This window comes from Grimontia marina, from assembly GCF_900060185.1.
GTDB lineage: Bacteria > Pseudomonadota > Gammaproteobacteria > Enterobacterales > Vibrionaceae > Enterovibrio > Enterovibrio marinus.
Map to the genome: position 1 here is coordinate 1 of NZ_FIZY01000040.1, position 18,355 is coordinate 18,355.

Genomic DNA, 18,355 nt, shown 5'->3' on the forward strand with positions numbered 1-18,355 from the left:
CTAAAGGGTTGTTGGAGACGACGACGTAGATAGGTCAGGTGTGTAAGCGCTGCGAGGCGTTGAGCTAACTGATACTAATTGCCCGTGAGGCTTAACCATACAACACCCAAGGGGTTTTGACGGACTCGGATAGAACATTGAATGTGTAGAGAACATAGAAACAGCTTTCCAAGATTACTTTTGCCTTCAGTTTTTTGAAAAACTGAAAGTAAAAAAAGAATTTGCTTGGCGACCATAGCGTTATGGACCCACCTGACTCCATGCCGAACTCAGTAGTGAAACGTAACAGCGCCGATGGTAGTGTGGGGTCTCCCCATGTGAGAGTAGGACATCGCCAGGCTTCCAATTTAAGTGTGGAGCGGTAGTTCAGTTGGTTAGAATACCGGCCTGTCACGCCGGGGGTCGCGGGTTCGAGTCCCGTCCGCTCCGCCACTTCTTAAAGAAACCTCAGCAGAAATGCTGAGGTTTTTTGCTATCTGCGACCCGAAAAAGTGCTTTGCACTTTTGCCTCACTTGCCATGCAAAACTAGGCATCCCTACTATCTGCCAACTCCTAATGAGCATCTGTATTAAAGGCTCTTGCTTAGAAGGTGATGCCGACACGTGCGATGATCCCTGCGACCATCGCCAAATACATTAAAAAACCTAAGCCATTACCTACCCATATCGTTGGGTTCTTGTGGTAAAGCCCATAAATGGTCCAAAGCATGGCAATAAAAGAATAGAGCACCCAGGTTGTCAGGGATAACCCTGCGGCGTGCTCACTGTGTGAGAAGTAGAGCTTATAGATTTGAGGCAACGTTGCCAGAGGGCTGACCAAGCCCATTACGAGCATCAAAGGTTCCAGCGCTTTTCCTATCTTTTCAATCATGCTCATCGTTCACCTCACTTGTGTTGATTCCTAGTGAGGGTAGTCAGGAGATATGGCTGTTGCTGCTCTTCGCGATACCGATGCTGAGACAGTATCGCAACTAGATCGTTTTCCCTTCTGCTACGTCCCATAGCGCCTTAATAAGCGGGTTATCTATCTGTGAGCGAAGGCAGCACACTCCCAGCTCGAATGGCTTGATGGGGGCTAGCTTGAGCTTTTCGATTTTATCCCTGACAGGACTGTTATTGATTACCACATCCGGCGCAATTCCCACACCGCATCCAAGCGCTACCATGCTCACGATGGCTTCATGGCCGGAAACCTGCGCGTAGATATTGGGTTTGATTTTCATCTTTTTAAACCAGGTATTCGCGCGCTCTCTGGCAGTTCCTGCTTCCGGTACGATAAAAGGAATAGAAGACCAATCCGGATCTTCGCTTTGCAGGGTATCGGCGAAACTGCTGACACCAGCAGGTGCGATAACAGATAGCGGAATATCGTTGATAGGCTCGAATGAAACCTTTGAGGGGAGCTGTTCAGGCAAAGCGGATATTGCAATGTCTGCATCATCAGAGAGCACTTTATCTATCGCCTGTGCGGGGTCTCCGGTAGATACCTTAAGCTCAATAAGTGGGTGTCTTAAGCGAAACTCTGATAACAGCTCTGGTAGATGGCTGTAACTTGCGGTGACTGAACAGAAGAGCCTTATCTCGCCCACCAGTTCATTACCCGAGGTATTAAACTGACTCTGGTATTGTTGCCATTCAGACAGAATTCTCATCGCGACAGGCAATAGCTTTTTCCCCGCCAGTGTCAGCTCTACGCTTCGGTTATCCCTCAGAAAAAGCTGTTGTTCAGCTTCTTGCTCAAGCTTCTGTATTTGGCGGCTCAGCGCTGAGGGACTGATGTGCATTGCAGCGGCTGTTTTAGAGAAACTTTTACTGTCACATAGGTGTATGAACAGCTGAAGATGTTTGATGTTCATCGCTTAACTTCCATGTTGCAAAAAATGCAATTACATGTTGTGAATATATCACTTTAAGCAACTAATTACCTGATCTATGATGGGGGCAATTCGATGCAACAGATTGTCATGTTCGCATCGCCAAAGGACAAAATTTCTTCATGGAGTATTCGACATGTCTAACTATTTCAATACCTTGAACTTGCGTGAGCAATTAGCTCAGCTGGGTGTTTGCCGTTTTATGGATAAAGCGGAATTCGCCAATGAAGCGGATTACCTGAAAGGCAAGAAGGTTGTTATCGTGGGTTGTGGTGCACAGGGCCTGAACCAGGGTCTTAACATGCGCGACTCGGGTCTGGACGTGTCTTACGCTCTGCGTCAGGCAGCGATTGACGAGCAACGCCAATCTTACAAAAACGCAAAAGAAAACGGCTTCAACGTAGATAACTACGAAAACCTGATCCCTCAGGCTGATCTGGTCGTTAACCTGACTCCAGACAAACAACACACTGCAGTTGTTAACGCTGTGATGCCTCTGATGAAAGAAGGCGCTGCGCTGGGCTACTCACACGGTTTCAATATCGTTGAAGAAGGTATGCAGGTTCGTAGCGACCTGACGGTTGTGATGGTTGCACCTAAGTGCCCAGGTACTGAAGTACGTGAAGAGTACAAGCGTGGCTTCGGTGTTCCAACACTGATGGCAGTTCACCCAGAGAACGATCCAAAAGGCGAAGGCCACGAGATTGCAAAAGCATGGGCAGCTGCAACTGGCGGTCACCGCGCAGGCGTTTTGGAGTCTTCTTTCGTTGCGGAAGTAAAATCTGACCTGATGGGTGAGCAAACTATTCTGTGTGGCATGCTGCAGGCAGGCTCTATCGTTTGTTACGAGAAGATGATTGCTGACGGCATCGATGCGGGTTACGCGGGTAAACTGCTGCAGTTTGGTTGGGAAACTATCACTGAAGCACTGAAGTTTGGCGGCATCACTCATATGATGGATCGCCTCTCTAACCCAGCAAAAGTAAAAGCATTCGAACTGTCTGAAGACCTGAAAGACCTGATGCGCCCGCTGTACAACAAGCACATGGATGACATCATCTCAGGTCACTTCTCATCAACCATGATGGCTGACTGGGCGAACGATGACGTGAACCTGCTGGGCTGGCGTGCAGAAACTGCTGAAACGGCATTTGAAAATTACCCAGAAACTGACGTGAAGATTTCTGAACAAGAGTACTTCGACAACGGCATCCTGATGGTTGCGATGGTTCGTGCGGGTGTTGAGCTGGCGTTTGAAGCAATGACTGCATCTGGCATCATCGAAGAGTCTGCATACTACGAGTCACTGCACGAGCTGCCACTGATCGCAAACACCATCGCACGTAAGCGTCTGTACGAAATGAACGTGGTTATCTCTGACACTGCAGAATATGGTAACTACCTGTTTGCTAACGTTGCAACGCCACTTCTGCGTGAGAAGTTCATGCCGCTGGTTGGTACTGACGTGATTGGTAAAGGCCTGGGTGAAACTGGCAACCACGTTGACAACCAAACGCTGATCGACGTGAACGAAGCACTGCGCAACCACCCAGTAGAGTGGATTGGCCAGGAGCTGCGTGGCTACATGACTGACATGAAGCGTATTGCAGTGGGTGACTAATCACTGCAATAGATAAATACGAAAAACCCGGCAATAGCCGGGTTTTTTTATGTCTTTCGTTTTGCGCTTAAGCGTCAGACTTCTCGTTAAGCTTCTGCTCAAATTCAGCCAGCTTCTGTTCCATTTCAGTCAGCTTTTGGCGAGTACGAAGCAAAACCTGCGTCTGAACATCAAACTCTTCGCGACTGACAACATCCAGTTTAGCCAGCTGTGATTGGATCACCTCACGAACCTTCTGCTCAACATCATTACCCAGATCTTTTACCGGCTTCGGCATAGATTCATGGATTTGCTTTGCAATTTGCTCCAACTTTTTTGGGTCGAACATGCGTTACTCCTTATTTTGATGCCGTTATTCTAAGCAACACCTGACCTTTTGTCGAAAGTGTCGTATCGCAAAAGGCTACTACTCATTACGCTGAAAAAAGAAAAGGGTCTCAATCGAGACCCTTTGTCATATTGGAAGAATATCAGTGCGCGGGTTTTTCCTGCGCTGAAACATCCAAATCTTCTTCAAACTCTGGCAGTGGTTCGTGCTTGCTCGCCAGATAGGTGTAGATCACCGGCAGTACAAACAGGGTGAACAGAGTACCAATTGCCAGACCGGCAACGATAACGATACCGATACTGAAACGTTGCGCGGCACCTGCACCAGTTGCATACATCAGCGGGATAAGACCTGCGATCATCGCTGCTGTGGTCATCAGGATTGGACGCAGACGCACTTTCGCCGCTTCCATGACGGCTTCCATCTTGTTCATGCCGCGATGAAGTTGCTCTTCTTTTGCCACCTCACAGATAAGGATGCCGTGCTTAGTGATAAGGCCGATCAGCGTGATGAGACCTACCTGAGAGTAGATGTTCATTGATGCTGCGCCCCAAGCGAGGGCAATCAACGCGCCACAGATAGCCAGTGGTACAGAGACCAGAATTACCAGTGGATCACGCAGCGATTCGAACTGAATAGCCAGAACCAGGAAGATCACCGCCAGTGCGAGCATAAAGGTGCCTACAAGCGCGCTACCTTCCGTCACGAACTGGCGGGCTTCGCCGAGGTAATCGTGCTGATAACCGCGAGGAAGTTTCTCAGCTGCGATATTCTCAAACCAGTTGATGGCATCGCCCATCGCAACACCAGGTGCAGCAACCGCACCTATGGTTGCAGAGTTCAGCTGGTTGAAGTGAGGCAGGGCGCGAGGTTCGGCTACTACATCAATGGTGATCAGTGAGCTCAACGGCACAGCCTCACCGTTCGCAGAGCGTACGTAGTAACCTTTTATGGACTCTGGGTTCAGGCGGTACTTGCGCTCCACCTGCGGGATAACCTCATAGGAACGGCCATCCAGATCGATACGGTTCACATAACCGTCAGCCATCATGGTGCCTAAGGTAATACCGATATCCTGCATGGTCACACCGTATGCGCCAGCTTTGTCTTTGTCGATGTTGATTTTCATCGTCGCCGAATCGAAGTTCAAATCCATGTCAGAGTAAACAAACATAGAGTTGCTCTTCACCTCAGACAGTACGTCTGACGCCACCTGGAACAGGCTCTCGAAGTTGCTTGGTGTGGTGATGACGAACTGGATAGGCAGACCGGAAGACGCACCTGGAAGCTCTGGCATCTGAAAGGCAGTCACCGCCATACCCGGGATGTCTTTCACTTCCTCAGTCATACGCTTCACGATGTCTGCCTGGCTGGCTTCACGTTCACTCCAAGGTACCAAAGAGGCGATACCAAATGCCTGATTGGACTTTGGCACACCAGAGAATACCTGCGAGAAGGCCACTTCTGGCTGATCAGCCAGTTTCTGGTTAACTTCCGCCATGGTGTTCTGGATGTAATCTAAGTTTGCTGTCGATGGCGCTGTACCCATCATCACCAGCACGCCTTTATCTTCCGCCGGTGCAAGTTCACTAGGAATGAACTTGAACAGCAGTGGCAAGCTGACAAACACGATCACGGCGAAGGTGATGATGACAGGGCGTACCTTCATCACGCCGCCCAGCATACGTGCATAGCCTTCAGTCATGCGATCAAGAAAGTGATGTACTTTCGCTTCGAATTTGCTTGGTTGCGCATTGGCTTTTAGCATCTTCGAACACATCATCGGCGACAGGGTCAGCGCGATAATACCGGAGACAAATACCGCACCAGCCAGCGTCAGGGCGAACTCTTTGAACAGCGAGCCAGTAATTCCCCCCATCAATGCGATAGGTGCGTACACCGCTGCCAGCGTCAGTGTCATCGAAATGACGGGCACGGCAATTTCGCGGGTACCGATGATGGCGGCGCGGAATGGGGACTCCCCGAGCTTAATGTGACGGTCGACGTTCTCCAGAACAACGATGGCGTCATCCACCACCAGACCGATAGCGAGTACCATCGCGAGCAGCGTCATCAGGTTCAGTGAGAAACCGAACAGCTCCATCATCATGGCCACACCGATAAGCGATAGCGGGATGGTGATGATCGGGATGAGTACTGCGCGGAATGAGCCCAGGAACAGGGTGATCACCACCAGTACGATAAGTGCTGCTTCGATGATGGTTTTCACCACCTCGTGAATCGATTCGTTGATGGCAACGGTCGAGTCATAAAGCACGTTCATCTTGATGGTGCTTGGCATGTTACGCTCAAGCTCTGGGAGCTTCTCAAGCACATCTGCCGCGATGTTAATCGGGTTGGCGGTTGGTGCGGCGTTAATGGCTGCAACCACGGCTTCAGAACCGTTTGCTGTCGCACGGTAAACGTCATGACTCTTCTCAAGCGACACCTTCGCGATATCGCCAAGACGAATGACCTGACCTTTCTGGGTGGCGACAACCAGGCGTTTCAGTTCCTCGGTGTCAGAAACCTGAGTGTTGGCCGAACCGTTGTACACCATGTAGGTACCGATGGACTGACCGGTCGCAGACTGGAAGTTGTTGGCGTTCAGCACGCCCATCACGTCAGTCGCTGTCAGGTTAAACGCAGCCATTTTCGCCGGATCCAGCCATACACGCAGCGCGTACTTCAGACCACCGTACAAGTCGATACTTGCTACACCGTTTACGGTAAACAGCTGAGGCTTAGTCACACGCTCCAGATAGTCAGTGATCTGGCTGGAATCGAGCTCTTCTGACGTAAAGCCAATGTACATTACCGCGGTGGTAGAACCGGTCGACATCGACACCGACGGGTCTTCTGACTCGCCTGGCAACTGTGCACGTACCGAGTTCACCTTTGCCAGAATGTCAGCAAGCGCCGCATTTGGGTCGGTATTGAGCTTCATGTATGCCGTGATGGTTGAGCTACCCAGCACCGACTCCGAGGTCATGAAATCAATGTTGTCCGCCTGTGCGACGGCCTGCTCAAGTGGCGTAGTAATAAAGCCCTGAATAAGGTCAGCACTCGCACCATAGTAACTGGTAGAGATAGTGACCACCGTATTGGTCATGTCCGGGTATTCCCGCACCTGCATCTTGAACATCGACTGCAGGCCAAGCAGTGCGATCAGAAAACTGATCGACACTGCCAGTACCGGACGCTTGATGAAAATATCAGTGAATTTCATAGCGGCCTCTTACAGTTGTGGCAGCTCTGCCGGTGGATTGAGGGCATCACTTTCCACAACACGTACTTTCGCACCGTTGCTCAGACGCACCTGACCGGAAGTCACGACTTTGTCACCTGGCTCCAGACCTTCCAGCACGTGTGCGATGTGATCTTTACGCTCACCGACTTTCACAACCTGCTGATAGGCTCGGGTTGCGCCGTCTTCCTCACGCAGTACATACACGTTCTCACCGTAGAGGGTGAAGTTGATGGCAGTCTGATCGACAACGATTTGGTCTTCAAACGTTGGCAGAATGATGTTTGCACGGGCAAACATACCTGAGCGCAGTTGGCCGTGGTTGTTTGGAATGTCTGCTTGTACCTGAATCAAACCGCTCTGGAAGTTAACTGCAGGCTCAATCGCACTGATCTTGCCGGTAAATGGCGTATCTGGGTAGGCATCTACAGAGATATCAATTTGCTGGCCCAACTTGATTTTCGCAATGTCGGTTTGTGGCACAGTAAAGCGCAGACGCATGATTGACGTGTCTTCCAGACGCACGATTTCTGTGCCTGGTTGTAAGTATTCACCCAAAAAGACGTTACGCAGACCGACGACACCATCAAAGGGTGCATCAATGGTACGGCGATCAATCGACGCATTTAGACTTTCAACATCAGCTTGCAGTGAGCGGAAATTCGCTTCGGCTTCATCCAGGGCTTCTTTAGAAATTGAGCCTTTACGGAACAGACCTTGGTAGCGCTTGAACTTCGCTTCAGCAGCAGGCAAGCGAGCTTGGGTACTCTTGAGGTTCGCGACTTCTACTTTTGAGTCTAATGCCAGCAAAACATCACCTTGTTTGACGGCCTGACCGGATTCAAAGTTGATGTTTTCAATGACGCCGCTGACTTCTGTGGTCAGGGTAACGCCCTGGTTTGGTTCGATAAAACCAATAGCCTCAATGGTAGGGATCCAATCGACTGAATCCATTTCTACCGCTGTGACCGGGAATTCCGGCTCAGGCATGTTTGCCATGTATTCGGCAATTTTCTGTTGCTTGAACATGTTAAAGCCAATCACGGTGCCGAATAGCAAAACCGCCACGACTAACATGACTACAAACCATTTCTTCATTTAGATTGCTCCGATTATCTATGAAGGCAGATAGCATCCCAGCAAGCGTTGATCGTATCCTCGATTGCTGATTCATCTAGTTCTATGACCCCTCGTACCTGTTTGCGTGCAAGGCAAACAGCTGGCTCGATACCAATGCCAGAAAGCACATAAGTAGAAAGGGGCTTAAAGGTTCCGTCAGCAATTCCTGATTCGAAAAACTGGTGGATAGGACCAAAAGCTTTTAAATCCATCAGGCGTTGCTCACCGTTTCTCTGATAGGGCAGGCTGTCAAATTGTTCCCGATTGATTGCGTTATCGTCTCGGCGAATGGTTAAGTGCCATGCATTTAGCCACAGCGTGACGAATTGTTGCTTTAACGGCTTATCTGCGTCATGGCCTTCCAACATTTTGGTGGCACACTGCTGAACCACATGATTTCGAAGTTGACTCAGTAAGTCGTTTTTATCTGAAAAGTAACGGTAAATGGTGCCTGCTGCGACCCCGGCTTCCTTTGCTACCATCTGCATCGAGAGGCGATCAAAGCCATGCTGGGCCAACAAGCGTTCCGTTGCTTCCAAGATCTGTGTTTTCTTGTCAGACATAACACAGCGCTCCAGTGAATGAACGTTCATTCATTGTATGGATTTTGTTACAGGCTGCCAACTCTTTCCTTTAAATCGACGAAAGATGAAGTGCGCCGTTATTCCGTCTATACCCAAACGACCTGAAGATGCTCTCATTCAGAGGCCATCAATGCGTTCAATTCGAGGCAAATTTCACGAGGAATAGCACTCTATTTCCGTGGAATTTAACAAAGAAGTGGGCGCATTGAGGGCCTCCCTTCGGGCGAGTTGACTGACGCCGTGCTCTTTGTTACTCCTTTTTGATGGAGGTGGCTACACCTGCAAAGGAGCGCCGCGATCACAACGCCAGTCAACCTCGCTGAATCCTGCATCTTCAGGTTGTTTGGGTATACAATGCACCTGCTAAATATCGCGCGAATGAACAGAGGAACCACATGAAACTTAATCCAGCTCAGAATGACGCTGTCCATCATGTCTCCGGGCCCTGCCTGGTGTTAGCTGGTGCGGGTTCCGGTAAAACACGTGTGATCACCAATAAAATTGCTTATCTGGTCCAACAGTGTGGCTACAAGGCACGCCACATTGCGGCGGTGACTTTTACCAATAAAGCGGCGCGGGAAATGAAAGAACGTGTCGGCCAGACGCTGAACCGCCAGGAAGCGCGGGGGCTGATGGTCTCTACCTTCCACACCCTCGGCCTGAATATCATTCGCCGCGAATATAAAAGCTTGGGCCTGAAAGCGGGTTTCTCGTTGTTTGATGATCAAGACCAGATGGCACTTTTAAAAGAGCTGACTGAGGATGAGCTCGACGGCGACAAGGATTTACTGAACCAGCTGCTGCATACTATCTCCAACTGGAAGAATGACATGCTGACGCCGCAGCAGGCGGAATCCGCGGCGATGGGCGAACGCGACCAGTTATTTGCCCATTGCTATGCCATGTACCAAAAGCAGATGAAGGCTTACAACGCGCTGGATTTTGATGATTTGATCTTGATGCCAGTGATCCTGCTGAAAACCAATCAGGAAGTACGTGAGCGCTGGCAAAGCAAAATCCGTTATCTGCTGGTGGATGAATATCAGGATACCAACACCAGCCAGTACCAGTTGGTGAAATTGCTGGTGGGAGAACGTGCCCGTTTTACCGTGGTGGGTGATGATGACCAGTCTATCTACAGCTGGCGGGGGGCGCAGCCAAAGAACCTCTTGATGCTGAGTCAGGACTTTCCAAGCCTCAAAGTCATCAAGCTGGAGCAAAACTACCGCTCAACCAGTCGTATCCTGCGTGCGGCGAATATTCTTATTGCCAACAACCCGCACGTGTTTGAGAAAACGCTGTTCTCCGCGTTGCCAGACGGCGAAATGCTCAAAGTGCTGAAAGCCAACAACGAAGAGCATGAAGCAGAGCGCGTGGTCGGTGAGATCATTGCGCACAAATTTATGAACCGCACAGACTACAAAGATTACGCGATTTTGTACCGCGGTAATCACCAGTCACGCTTATTCGAAAAAGCGCTGATGCAGAACCGTATTCCTTACAAGATCTCGGGCGGCACCTCATTCTTCGCACGCGCAGAAATTAAAGACATCATGGCGTATCTTCGTTTGCTGACCAATCAGGATGACGACAATGCATTTTTGCGCATCGTGAATACACCGCGTCGCGAAATTGGCCCAGTGACACTCGAAAAGCTGGGAACGTACGCCAACATGCGAGGAAAGAGCTTGTTTGCGGCGAGTTTTGAACTAGGACTTCAGGAGCACCTAAACGGTCGTGGTCTCGAATCCCTGCAACGCTTTACCCGCTGGATTGTTGAGCTTTCCGATCAGTTTGAGCGCGGCGACGCGGTTGATGCAGTGCGATCATTGGTGCGGGATTCACACTACGAAGATTGGTTATACGAAACCTCAGCCAGCCCTAAGGCAGCGGAGATGCGGATGAAGAACGTCTCCGATCTCTACAGCTGGATTGTGGCGGACTTGGAAGGAGACAACTACGACAACGAAGTGAAAACACTTCGCGAAGTGGTTCAGCGACTGACACTGCGTGACATGATGGAGCGTGGCGAGGACGATGACGATGCTGATCAGGTGCAGTTGATGACGCTGCATGCCTCTAAAGGGCTAGAGTTTCCGTATGTGTATCTGGTAGGAATGGAAGAAGGTTTTCTGCCGCATCAGTCGAGCATTGATGAAGACAATGTGGAGGAAGAGCGCCGTCTTGCCTACGTGGGGATCACCCGCGCGCAACGTGAGATGACTTTCACGCTTTGTAAGGAGCGCCGTCAGTATGGCGAGTTGATAAAGCCTCTGCCGAGCCGTTTCCTTGAAGAGCTGCCATACGACGATGTGGAATGGGAAGAGAAGAAAAAGCCCCAGACGCAGGAAGAAAGGATGGCAAAAGGGCAGGCAGCAATCGCCAATCTCAGAGCAATGCTTAAAAAAGACTAAAGAAAAGCCGGATAACTCCGGCTTTTCTTTTATGCATCGAGAGCTTCTTCAGCCGATTCGTTCTCGTGCAGCTTACGGATCACTTTGGCTGGCGTGCCACCAATCAGACAATCTTCCGGCATGTCTTTGGTGACTACTGAATTGGCTGCGATCACTGAGCGAGCACCAATGGTCACGCCCTGGCAAATCACTGTATTGCCGCCCACCCAGACATCATCACCCACCACGATCGGGTTGCAGAAGGTTTCCCATTTGCGTCGGCTGCGGTAATCCATAGAGTGGCCGGCTGTGTAAAACTGGCAGTTAGGGCCAATGAGCACGTTGCTGCCAATGGTAATTGGTGCACCATCCAACATCATCGCACCCATATTGATAAAGGTACTGGGACCTATATTGATGGTTTTACCAAACTCACAATGAAAAGGCGGCATTACCATTGAGTCATCCCCAATGCTGCCAAACAGCTCTGATGCAATATCAATGGATTGGTCAACTGGTAGAGTGTTGTAGCGTTGAAGGAGTTGGAAGGCTTTCGAGCGAATGGAATCAATCGTTTCATCGCACCCATTAAAGGCGAGGCCTTGGGTCATTTTTTCAAATTCGGTCATCTTAGGAACAGGAAAGAAGAAAACACGCGCGAATGATGGGCAATATAGCGGAGGAATTCAGTGTCCTTGCTTCCAGACTGATAAACAGGCATCAAAAAAGCGGCTTGAAAGCCGCTTTTTCACACAATATTGGATGCCTTACAGAGACAACATGTGGTCGATAGCAGCCACGATCTCGTCATCAGAACAATCCATACAGGTTCCGCGTGCTGGCATGCCGTTGAAGCCCTCGATGGCGTGCTTGTTCAGCGTGTCACGACCTTGTGCAAGACGTGGTTCCCAAGCAGCAGGGTCGCTAACTTTTGGTGCGCCCGCGGCACCTGTCGCGTGACATGCCATACAGTAGGTGTTGTAAACGGAATCGCCGGTACGTGGGCCTGATGGTGCAGCCGCAGTCTCAACAGGTGCTTCGCCGTCCAAGTAAACGGAACCGACTGGTGCGATGCGTTCTGCAATGGCTTCTTCTGACATGTCAGCAGCGTGCGCTGTACCCATCATAAACAAAGCGGTGACAGCAGATACTGCTAAACGACGTAAAAAAATTCCCTTTGCGCTCACTGTTTCACTCCCAATATCTTTTTGGTTCCGAATTATCGGACGTTTTTTATGCGGTTAGATATTTTTATCACAATTGTAGAGGTGGATCGGCTAACTGGGTCGACCTTTCAGCAATTGTGACGATCTTAATTACGAAGTATGGACGAAACAAGGTTAACTCCGTGTAAAGATTAAGTGATTATAGCGCTTTAGATTGTTGCGTGAAACCGTTATGATATCGCCTGCCTGCACTGTTTTTAGCCCGATCGGATAAAAATAAACCGTTCGAAAAAAAAATTAAAAAAAGTGCTAGACGGCAGGAGGCGATATCCGTAATATGCGACTCCGCCGACAGGGGCAAGCGCCCGTAGCTCAGCTGGATAGAGCGTTGGCCTCCGGAGCCAAAGGTCGCAGGTTCGAATCCTGTCGGGTGCGCCAGTCCGGAAAAGAAAATTTGGCGAAATAAAACAGTGGTGGCTGTAGCTCAGTTGGTAGAGTCCCGGATTGTGATTCCGGTTGTCGCGGGTTCAAGTCCCGTCAGCCACCCCACTCGGTGAATAGCGCAGTTTGGTAGCGCATCTGGTTTGGGACCAGAGGGTCGGGGGTTCGAATCCCTCTTCACCGACCACATTTAGAAGCCCTGCTCAATGAGCAGGGCTTCGTCGTTTCTAAGGTCTTCAATGAGGACACATGCTTACAGCATGTTGGGTCGGGTGCGGAAGGCCGCCCCGTACGACCCCCTCTTCACCGACCATATTTAGAGAGCCCGCTCAATCGAGCGGGCTTTTTCATATCTGATGTTTGGGTTGTTCCACCCATGGTTGGGTCGAAGTGTCGAACCATTTTGAAGAAGCCCCGCTGGAATACTAATCCCATCGAATCCGTCTTCATCGACCGTATTCAGAGAACACATACACCCTAGCGGGCCTTTCCGATTCTGTTCTATTTTCTATACATCTATTAAGACGTAAACATATCAGTATTAGATTTCTATTAGCTCATGTTTGTGGGGGAAGAGGGCTTGATTTAAGCGCGAGTCTCCATTCTCAGGACATTAAGTGGTCTTATTCGCGTCAACTAACTTTAAATTCTGGTCAGAAGTGCGGCTCTTTTTTTGGTTTCCTTCACACTCTTGATTTAAATGTGAGCGTGATTCATCTCTGAAACGTGTGAATTGTTACATTTTCTTTGTTACTGGTTGCATAGCTAGCCATCCGGGTACCTTCTGTAATTTCTTGATTGGAATACTGCCTTTAGCTTGGTAAGTGCACGTAAAGTAAGGTCTAATTATCGCATTTATGTTTGTCTGGTGATTTTATATTAATGAATATTTATTCGAGAAAATTCGCTTGTTATGGCAAATAGTTTCATCGTGTTGATTTCTAGTAAAACATTTGCCAGATTGTAATGCGCTTATTTAGCCTGTTTTGTTGATGTTAAACAGGGATTGTTTTCCGGCAGGCACGGAATTGTGCAGTACCAAGGGTCTGGTCAATGGCATTATTGGAAGTGAAAAACCTCCGTATCGAGTATCCATCTCGTCACGGTGTGTTTGCAGCAGTGAAAGATCTCTCCTTTTCTATCGAAAGGGGAGAGATAGTTGGTGTGGTTGGCGAATCTGGTGCAGGGAAGTCGACGGTAGGCAATGCCGTCATTGACTTGTTGAGTCCTCCCGGGCATGTTGCCAGTGGCGAAGTATTCCTTGATGGCGAGAAAATCTCTAGGCTGACTCCCGATCAAATTCGTCGCTATCGCGGCGCAAGAATTGGATTTATCTTTCAAGATCCAATGACGTCACTCAATCCGCTATTCACTGTTGAGCAGCAACTGGTCGAAACCATCACCGTTAATCTTAACGTCAGTGAAGAAGAGGCCAAGCAGCGTGCTTTGGCGCTGATGGAGCAAGTGGGTATCCCCGAAGCCCACAATCGTATTAAACAGTATCCTCACCAATTCTCGGGTGGTATGCGCCAGCGGGTAGTTATCGCTATTGCATTGGCGGGAGAGCCAGATCTCATTATTGCTGATGAGCCTACCACTGCGCTGGATGTGTCGATTCAGGATCAGATCTTAAACCTTATCCGTACCCTATGTGTTGAGAAGAACGTGGGTTGTATGTTAGTGACTCACGACATGGGTGTCGTTTCCAACGTAACTGACAAAATCGCAGTCATGTACCGTGGTGATTTGGTGGAATTTGGTGAAACCGCCAAAGTGCTTAACAACCCGGAACATCCATATAGCCGCAGCCTGATTTCTGCTGTTCCGCGCTCTGACATCAAGCTTGATCGATTTCCGCTCGTGAGTTACATCGAAGAAGCGGTGGAGATGAAGCCGCTGGATGTAAAAACTCATTGGCTGGGACAAAGCCAGGACGAGCGCGAATATACGGGCTCATTGCTGAGAGTCGAGAACGTGAATCTGCGCTTTGTTACCAAGGACTCTTTCTTCGAAAGTCGCCGCGAATACGTGCAAGCGTCTAATAATGTGAGTTTTGAAGTCCATGAAGGCGAAACGTTTGGTCTCGTGGGCGAGTCCGGCTCAGGCAAGTCAACCATTGCCCGTGTGATTGCCGGTCTTTATCCACCTAACTCCGGTAAAGTGTGGTTTGAAGGCATCGATCTGACCTCTTTGAAAAATGAAGCGCAGCGTCGCCCGATGCGTCGTCAAATGCAGATGGTATTCCAAAATCCTTACTCTTCGATGAATCCGCGCATGAAAGTGCAGGATATCATCGCCGAGCCTATCCGTTTTCACAAACTGGCTAATGAAAACCAGATCCGCCAAATTGTCGGAGATCTGCTCGATCACGTCGGTCTTGGCAGAGGAAGCGGTATCAAATATCCCCATGAATTCTCAGGTGGTCAGCGCCAGCGTATTTCTATCGCGCGTGCACTGGCAACCCGTCCACGCCTTTTGATTTGTGATGAGCCGACATCAGCATTGGATGTATCGGTACAAGCGCAAATCCTGAATCTTTTGAAAGATCTGCAGCAGGAATTGAACTTGACCATGCTGTTTATCAGTCACGATTTGCCGGTGATAAGACAAATGTGTGACCGCATTGGCGTGATGCAAAAAGGTACTTTACTTGAAGTAGCGCAAACGGAAGCGCTATTCAAATTGCCTCAGCATGAATACAGCAAGCAGTTGATTTCTTTGATGCCTGAATTCAAAGGTATGAGTGCTATCTCGGTGTAATAGACTAGTTTCACCATCAACGAGAGGATAATGTTGTGTTCGTTGGTGGTTCCAATTTGCAATACACAACATAACGGGAGCCCTAGTTCCCAGCATAAGGAGTCATGCAATGAAAACCTTCAAAAGTAAAATCGCGCTCGCGATAATGGCGGCAGGCATGAGCTTTGCTGTTTCTGCGGCAGATATTACTGTTGCTTACGCAGCCGACCCAGTGTCACTTGACCCCCATGAGCAGCTCTCTGGCGGTACCCTTCAATTATCCCACATGGTCTTGGACCCACTTGTCCGCTTTAGCCAGTCGATGGGATTTGAACCACGCCTTGCAGAGTCTTGGGAGCGTGTTGATAACGAAACTATGCGCTTTAATCTGCGCAAAGGCGTAAAGTTCCACTCCGGCAATGATATGACGGCCGATGACGTAGTTTGGACATTTGACCGCCTGAAGTCCTCGCCAGACTTCAAGGGTATTTTTGCACCGCTGGTATCTCTGACCAAAGTGGATGACTACACAGTAGAAATCAAAACTGACGGCACTTATCCGCTGATTGAAAACGTTGCTACCTACATTTTCCCGATGGACAGCAAGTTCTACACGGGCACCACAGCAGAAGGCAAAGACAAAGCTGAATTGGTGAAGCACGGTAACTCTTTCGCATCTACTAACATTTCCGGCACCGGCCCATTCGTCGTGAAATCCCGTGAGCAGGGTGTAAAGGTTGAGTTTGAGCGATTTGCTGACTACTGGGACAAGGCATCTGGCGGTAACGTTGATAAGCTGACTCTAGTGCCAATCAAAGAGGACGCGACTCGCGTGGCAGCAATGCTTTCTGGTGATGTTGATATGATTGCGCCGGTTTCACCGAACGATTATAAGCGCATTGAAAACGCGAAAGGTGTTGATCTGTTCACCATGCCAGGTACTCGTATCATTACCTTCCAAATGAACCAAAACAGTAACCCAGCGCTTAAAGATGCACGCGTGCGTCAGGCTATCGTTTATGCAGTAAACAACGAAGGTATCGCGAAGAAAGTCATGAAAGGCGCGGCGACAGCTTCTGCTCAGCAGAGCCCTCCAGGCTATGCCGGTTACAACGAGAATCTGAAACCTCGTTACGATCTGAAAAAAGCGAAACAGTTGATGGAAGAAGCGGGCTATGGTGATGGGTTCAAACTGACCATGATGGCGCCAAACAACCGCTATGTGAATGATGACAAGATTGCACAAGCTACGGCGGCGATGTTGTCAAAAATCGGCATCGATGTTGACCTGAAAACCATGCCAAAAGCGCAATACTGGCCTGAGTTCGACAAGTGTGCAGCTGATATGATGATGATCGGCTGGCACCCGGATACGGAAGATTCCGCAAACTTCACCGAGTTCCTGGCGATGACCCGCAATGCTGACACTGGTAAAGGTCAGTACAACTGTGGTCACTACAGCAACGCTGAAGTAGACAAACTGGTTAATGAAGCGAACAAAGAAACTGACCTGACCAAGCGTAACGCGATGCTGAAGAAAGTAGAGGAAATCCTCTACAACGATGCGGCGTTCGTTCCTCTGCACTGGCAAGATCCTTCCTGGGCAGCGAAAGAAAACGTAGAAATTGGTCCAATCATCAACGGGATGAACTTCCCTTACTTCGGTGATCTGGTCGTTAAGTAAAACCGTCGACCGCTTTTCCGCCGGGTATTCCTCATATCCGGCGGATAAAAAAACGTAAAATGGAAACGGCCTTTATGACCACCTATGGGATGGATCAGGCCGTTTCTTTCAGTAGGAAAGGAAAGCCCTACTGAAAGATTTTAAAGCAAAAATCTTCAAGGAAAGTGAAGGGGCTAGGAATGTTTACCTTTCTCGTCAAGCGCCTGTTTCAGGCGGTGATAGTGATGTTTGTGATCAGTCTGGTGGCATTTGCCATCCAGGATAACCTTGGCGATCCGTTGCGTGAAATGGTGGGTCAGTCTGTATCAGAGTCAGAAAGACAAGCCCTACGCGATGAGCTTGGATTGAACGACCCTTTCATCGAAAAGTACTCACGTTTTGTCGGCAATGCGCTGCAAGGTGATTTGGGTACCTCATATTTCTTTAAACGACCTGCGGTAGACGTCATTCTCGACAAACTCGTTGCCACCTTAGAGTTGGTGATTGGGGCGACCATTATCATCGTCGTGTTCTCCATACCGCTCGGCGTTTACTCCGCGATTCACCCGAATAGCGTCTTTACCAAGATGATTATGGCGGGAAGCAGCATCGGTATCTCGATACCTGTGTTTCTGACTGCCATCATGCTGATGTATATATTCTCCATCGAGCTTGGCTGGCTGCCCTCATTTGGACGCGGTGATACGGTCAATGTATTAGGGTGGGAGACAGGCTTCCTGTCATTAGATGGGCTTTCACACCTGATTCTTCCAAGTATTGCGCTGTCTTCCATTATGTTGCCGCTGTTTATCCGCTTGGTGCGTTCTGAAATGCTGGAAGCGTTGAGCACCGAATACGTGAAGTTTGCCCGCGCCAAAGGCTTGCCGGAAAGAACCGTGCAGTACAAACATGCTCTGAAAAATACCATGCTGCCCGTCGTGACGGTGGGTGGTGTTCAAATAGGTACCATGGTGGCCTACACCATTTTGACGGAAAAAGTATTCCAGTGGCCAGGTACCGGTTTTCTGTTCCTCGAAGCCATTAATCGTGTCGACACGCCGCTCATCACCGCGTATGTCATTTTTGTCGGTTTGCTGTTCGTAGTCACTAATACGCTAGTGGACTTGTTGTATGGCCTGATCAATCCAACGGTTAACCTGACAGGCAAGGGGGCATAATT

Annotated in this window: 13 protein-coding genes, 4 tRNA genes and 2 rRNA genes; 11 read left to right on the plus strand and 8 right to left on the minus strand. The window is 49.4% G+C overall.

The genetic code is table 11. The annotated features are described in order from the left end of the window. The 3 genes from GMA8713_RS18045 to GMA8713_RS18055 form a co-directional block, all read left to right on the plus strand. A 23S ribosomal RNA gene (locus tag GMA8713_RS18045) occupies positions 1-99 on the plus strand; the annotation flags it as partial. 125 nt (positions 100-224) lie between these two features. Next, positions 225-340, plus strand: a 5S ribosomal RNA gene (gene rrf / locus GMA8713_RS18050). A gap of 15 nt (positions 341-355) precedes the next feature. Further along, positions 356-432 (plus strand) — tRNA-Asp (locus tag GMA8713_RS18055). Positions 433-583: 151 nt separating this feature from the next. On the opposite strand, the gene GMA8713_RS18060 is transcribed toward GMA8713_RS18055, so the two are convergent. Continuing rightward, positions 584-877 carry a SemiSWEET transporter gene (locus tag GMA8713_RS18060; protein ID WP_062712876.1) on the minus strand — a complete coding sequence of 98 codons (294 nt, stop codon included), beginning with the start codon at positions 875-877 and terminating at the stop codon, positions 584-586. Between the two features lie 94 nt (positions 878-971). Further along, the gene (gene ilvY, locus GMA8713_RS18065) at positions 972-1,856 is read right to left on the minus strand and encodes an HTH-type transcriptional activator IlvY (RefSeq protein WP_062712878.1); all 885 of its coding nucleotides are present in this window, start codon (positions 1,854-1,856) and stop codon (positions 972-974) included. A 154-nt stretch (positions 1,857-2,010) separates the two neighbouring features. Here ilvY and ilvC point away from each other — a divergent pair, with 154 nt between their 5' ends. Continuing rightward, complete coding sequence (ilvC, locus tag GMA8713_RS18070) at positions 2,011-3,495, plus strand: ketol-acid reductoisomerase (protein WP_002535503.1); 1,485 nt, start codon at positions 2,011-2,013, stop codon at positions 3,493-3,495. A 67-nt stretch (positions 3,496-3,562) separates the two neighbouring features. Here ilvC and ubiK read toward each other — a convergent pair whose 3' ends face one another. The 4 genes from ubiK to GMA8713_RS18090 form a co-directional block, all read right to left on the minus strand. Then, the gene (gene ubiK / locus GMA8713_RS18075; protein ID WP_002535501.1) at positions 3,563-3,823 is read right to left on the minus strand and encodes a ubiquinone biosynthesis accessory factor UbiK; all 261 of its coding nucleotides are present in this window, start codon (positions 3,821-3,823) and stop codon (positions 3,563-3,565) included. Between the two features lie 142 nt (positions 3,824-3,965). Continuing rightward, positions 3,966-7,052 carry a multidrug efflux RND transporter permease subunit gene (locus GMA8713_RS18080; RefSeq protein WP_062712880.1) on the minus strand — a complete coding sequence of 1,029 codons (3,087 nt, stop codon included), beginning with the start codon at positions 7,050-7,052 and terminating at the stop codon, positions 3,966-3,968. 9 nt (positions 7,053-7,061) lie between these two features. After that, positions 7,062-8,168, minus strand: coding sequence for an efflux RND transporter periplasmic adaptor subunit (locus tag GMA8713_RS18085; protein WP_002535498.1), 1,107 nt, complete (start codon positions 8,166-8,168; stop codon positions 7,062-7,064). A gap of 14 nt (positions 8,169-8,182) precedes the next feature. Beyond that, positions 8,183-8,752 (minus strand): TetR/AcrR family transcriptional regulator, encoded by a 570-nt coding sequence (locus GMA8713_RS18090; protein ID WP_062712935.1) that lies wholly within the window; start codon positions 8,750-8,752, stop codon positions 8,183-8,185. A gap of 416 nt (positions 8,753-9,168) precedes the next feature. Here GMA8713_RS18090 and rep point away from each other — a divergent pair, with 416 nt between their 5' ends. Continuing rightward, positions 9,169-11,187 carry a DNA helicase Rep gene (gene rep, locus GMA8713_RS18095; RefSeq protein ID WP_062712881.1) on the plus strand — a complete coding sequence of 673 codons (2,019 nt, stop codon included), beginning with the start codon at positions 9,169-9,171 and terminating at the stop codon, positions 11,185-11,187. Between the two features lie 29 nt (positions 11,188-11,216). Here the strand turns inward: rep and GMA8713_RS18100 are convergent, their stop codons facing one another. After that, a complete protein-coding gene (locus GMA8713_RS18100) occupies positions 11,217-11,795 on the minus strand; it encodes a sugar O-acetyltransferase (RefSeq protein ID WP_062712883.1) in 579 nt (192 codons plus the stop codon). 138 nt (positions 11,796-11,933) lie between these two features. Next, the gene (locus tag GMA8713_RS18105; RefSeq protein WP_062712885.1) at positions 11,934-12,353 is read right to left on the minus strand and encodes a c-type cytochrome; all 420 of its coding nucleotides are present in this window, start codon (positions 12,351-12,353) and stop codon (positions 11,934-11,936) included. Positions 12,354-12,693: 340 nt separating this feature from the next. Between GMA8713_RS18105 and GMA8713_RS18110 the strand changes: the two genes are divergently transcribed. The 6 genes from GMA8713_RS18110 to GMA8713_RS18135 all read left to right on the plus strand — a co-directional run bounded on the left by GMA8713_RS18110 (position 12,694) and on the right by GMA8713_RS18135 (position 18,353). After that, positions 12,694-12,770, plus strand: a tRNA-Arg gene (locus GMA8713_RS18110). Between the two features lie 35 nt (positions 12,771-12,805). Continuing rightward, a tRNA-His gene (locus GMA8713_RS18115) sits at positions 12,806-12,881 on the plus strand. 2 nt (positions 12,882-12,883) lie between these two features. Beyond that, positions 12,884-12,960, plus strand: a tRNA-Pro gene (locus tag GMA8713_RS18120). Between the two features lie 866 nt (positions 12,961-13,826). Next, a complete protein-coding gene (locus GMA8713_RS18125) occupies positions 13,827-15,533 on the plus strand; it encodes a dipeptide ABC transporter ATP-binding protein (protein ID WP_062712887.1) in 1,707 nt (568 codons plus the stop codon). Positions 15,534-15,642: 109 nt separating this feature from the next. Then, entirely contained in the window at positions 15,643-17,196 is a 1,554-nt protein-coding gene (locus GMA8713_RS18130) for an ABC transporter substrate-binding protein (protein WP_062712889.1), read from the plus strand. Between the two features lie 179 nt (positions 17,197-17,375). Further along, positions 17,376-18,353 (plus strand): ABC transporter permease, encoded by a 978-nt coding sequence (locus tag GMA8713_RS18135; protein ID WP_062712891.1) that lies wholly within the window; start codon positions 17,376-17,378, stop codon positions 18,351-18,353. The last annotated feature ends 2 nt before the right edge of the window (positions 18,354-18,355 follow it).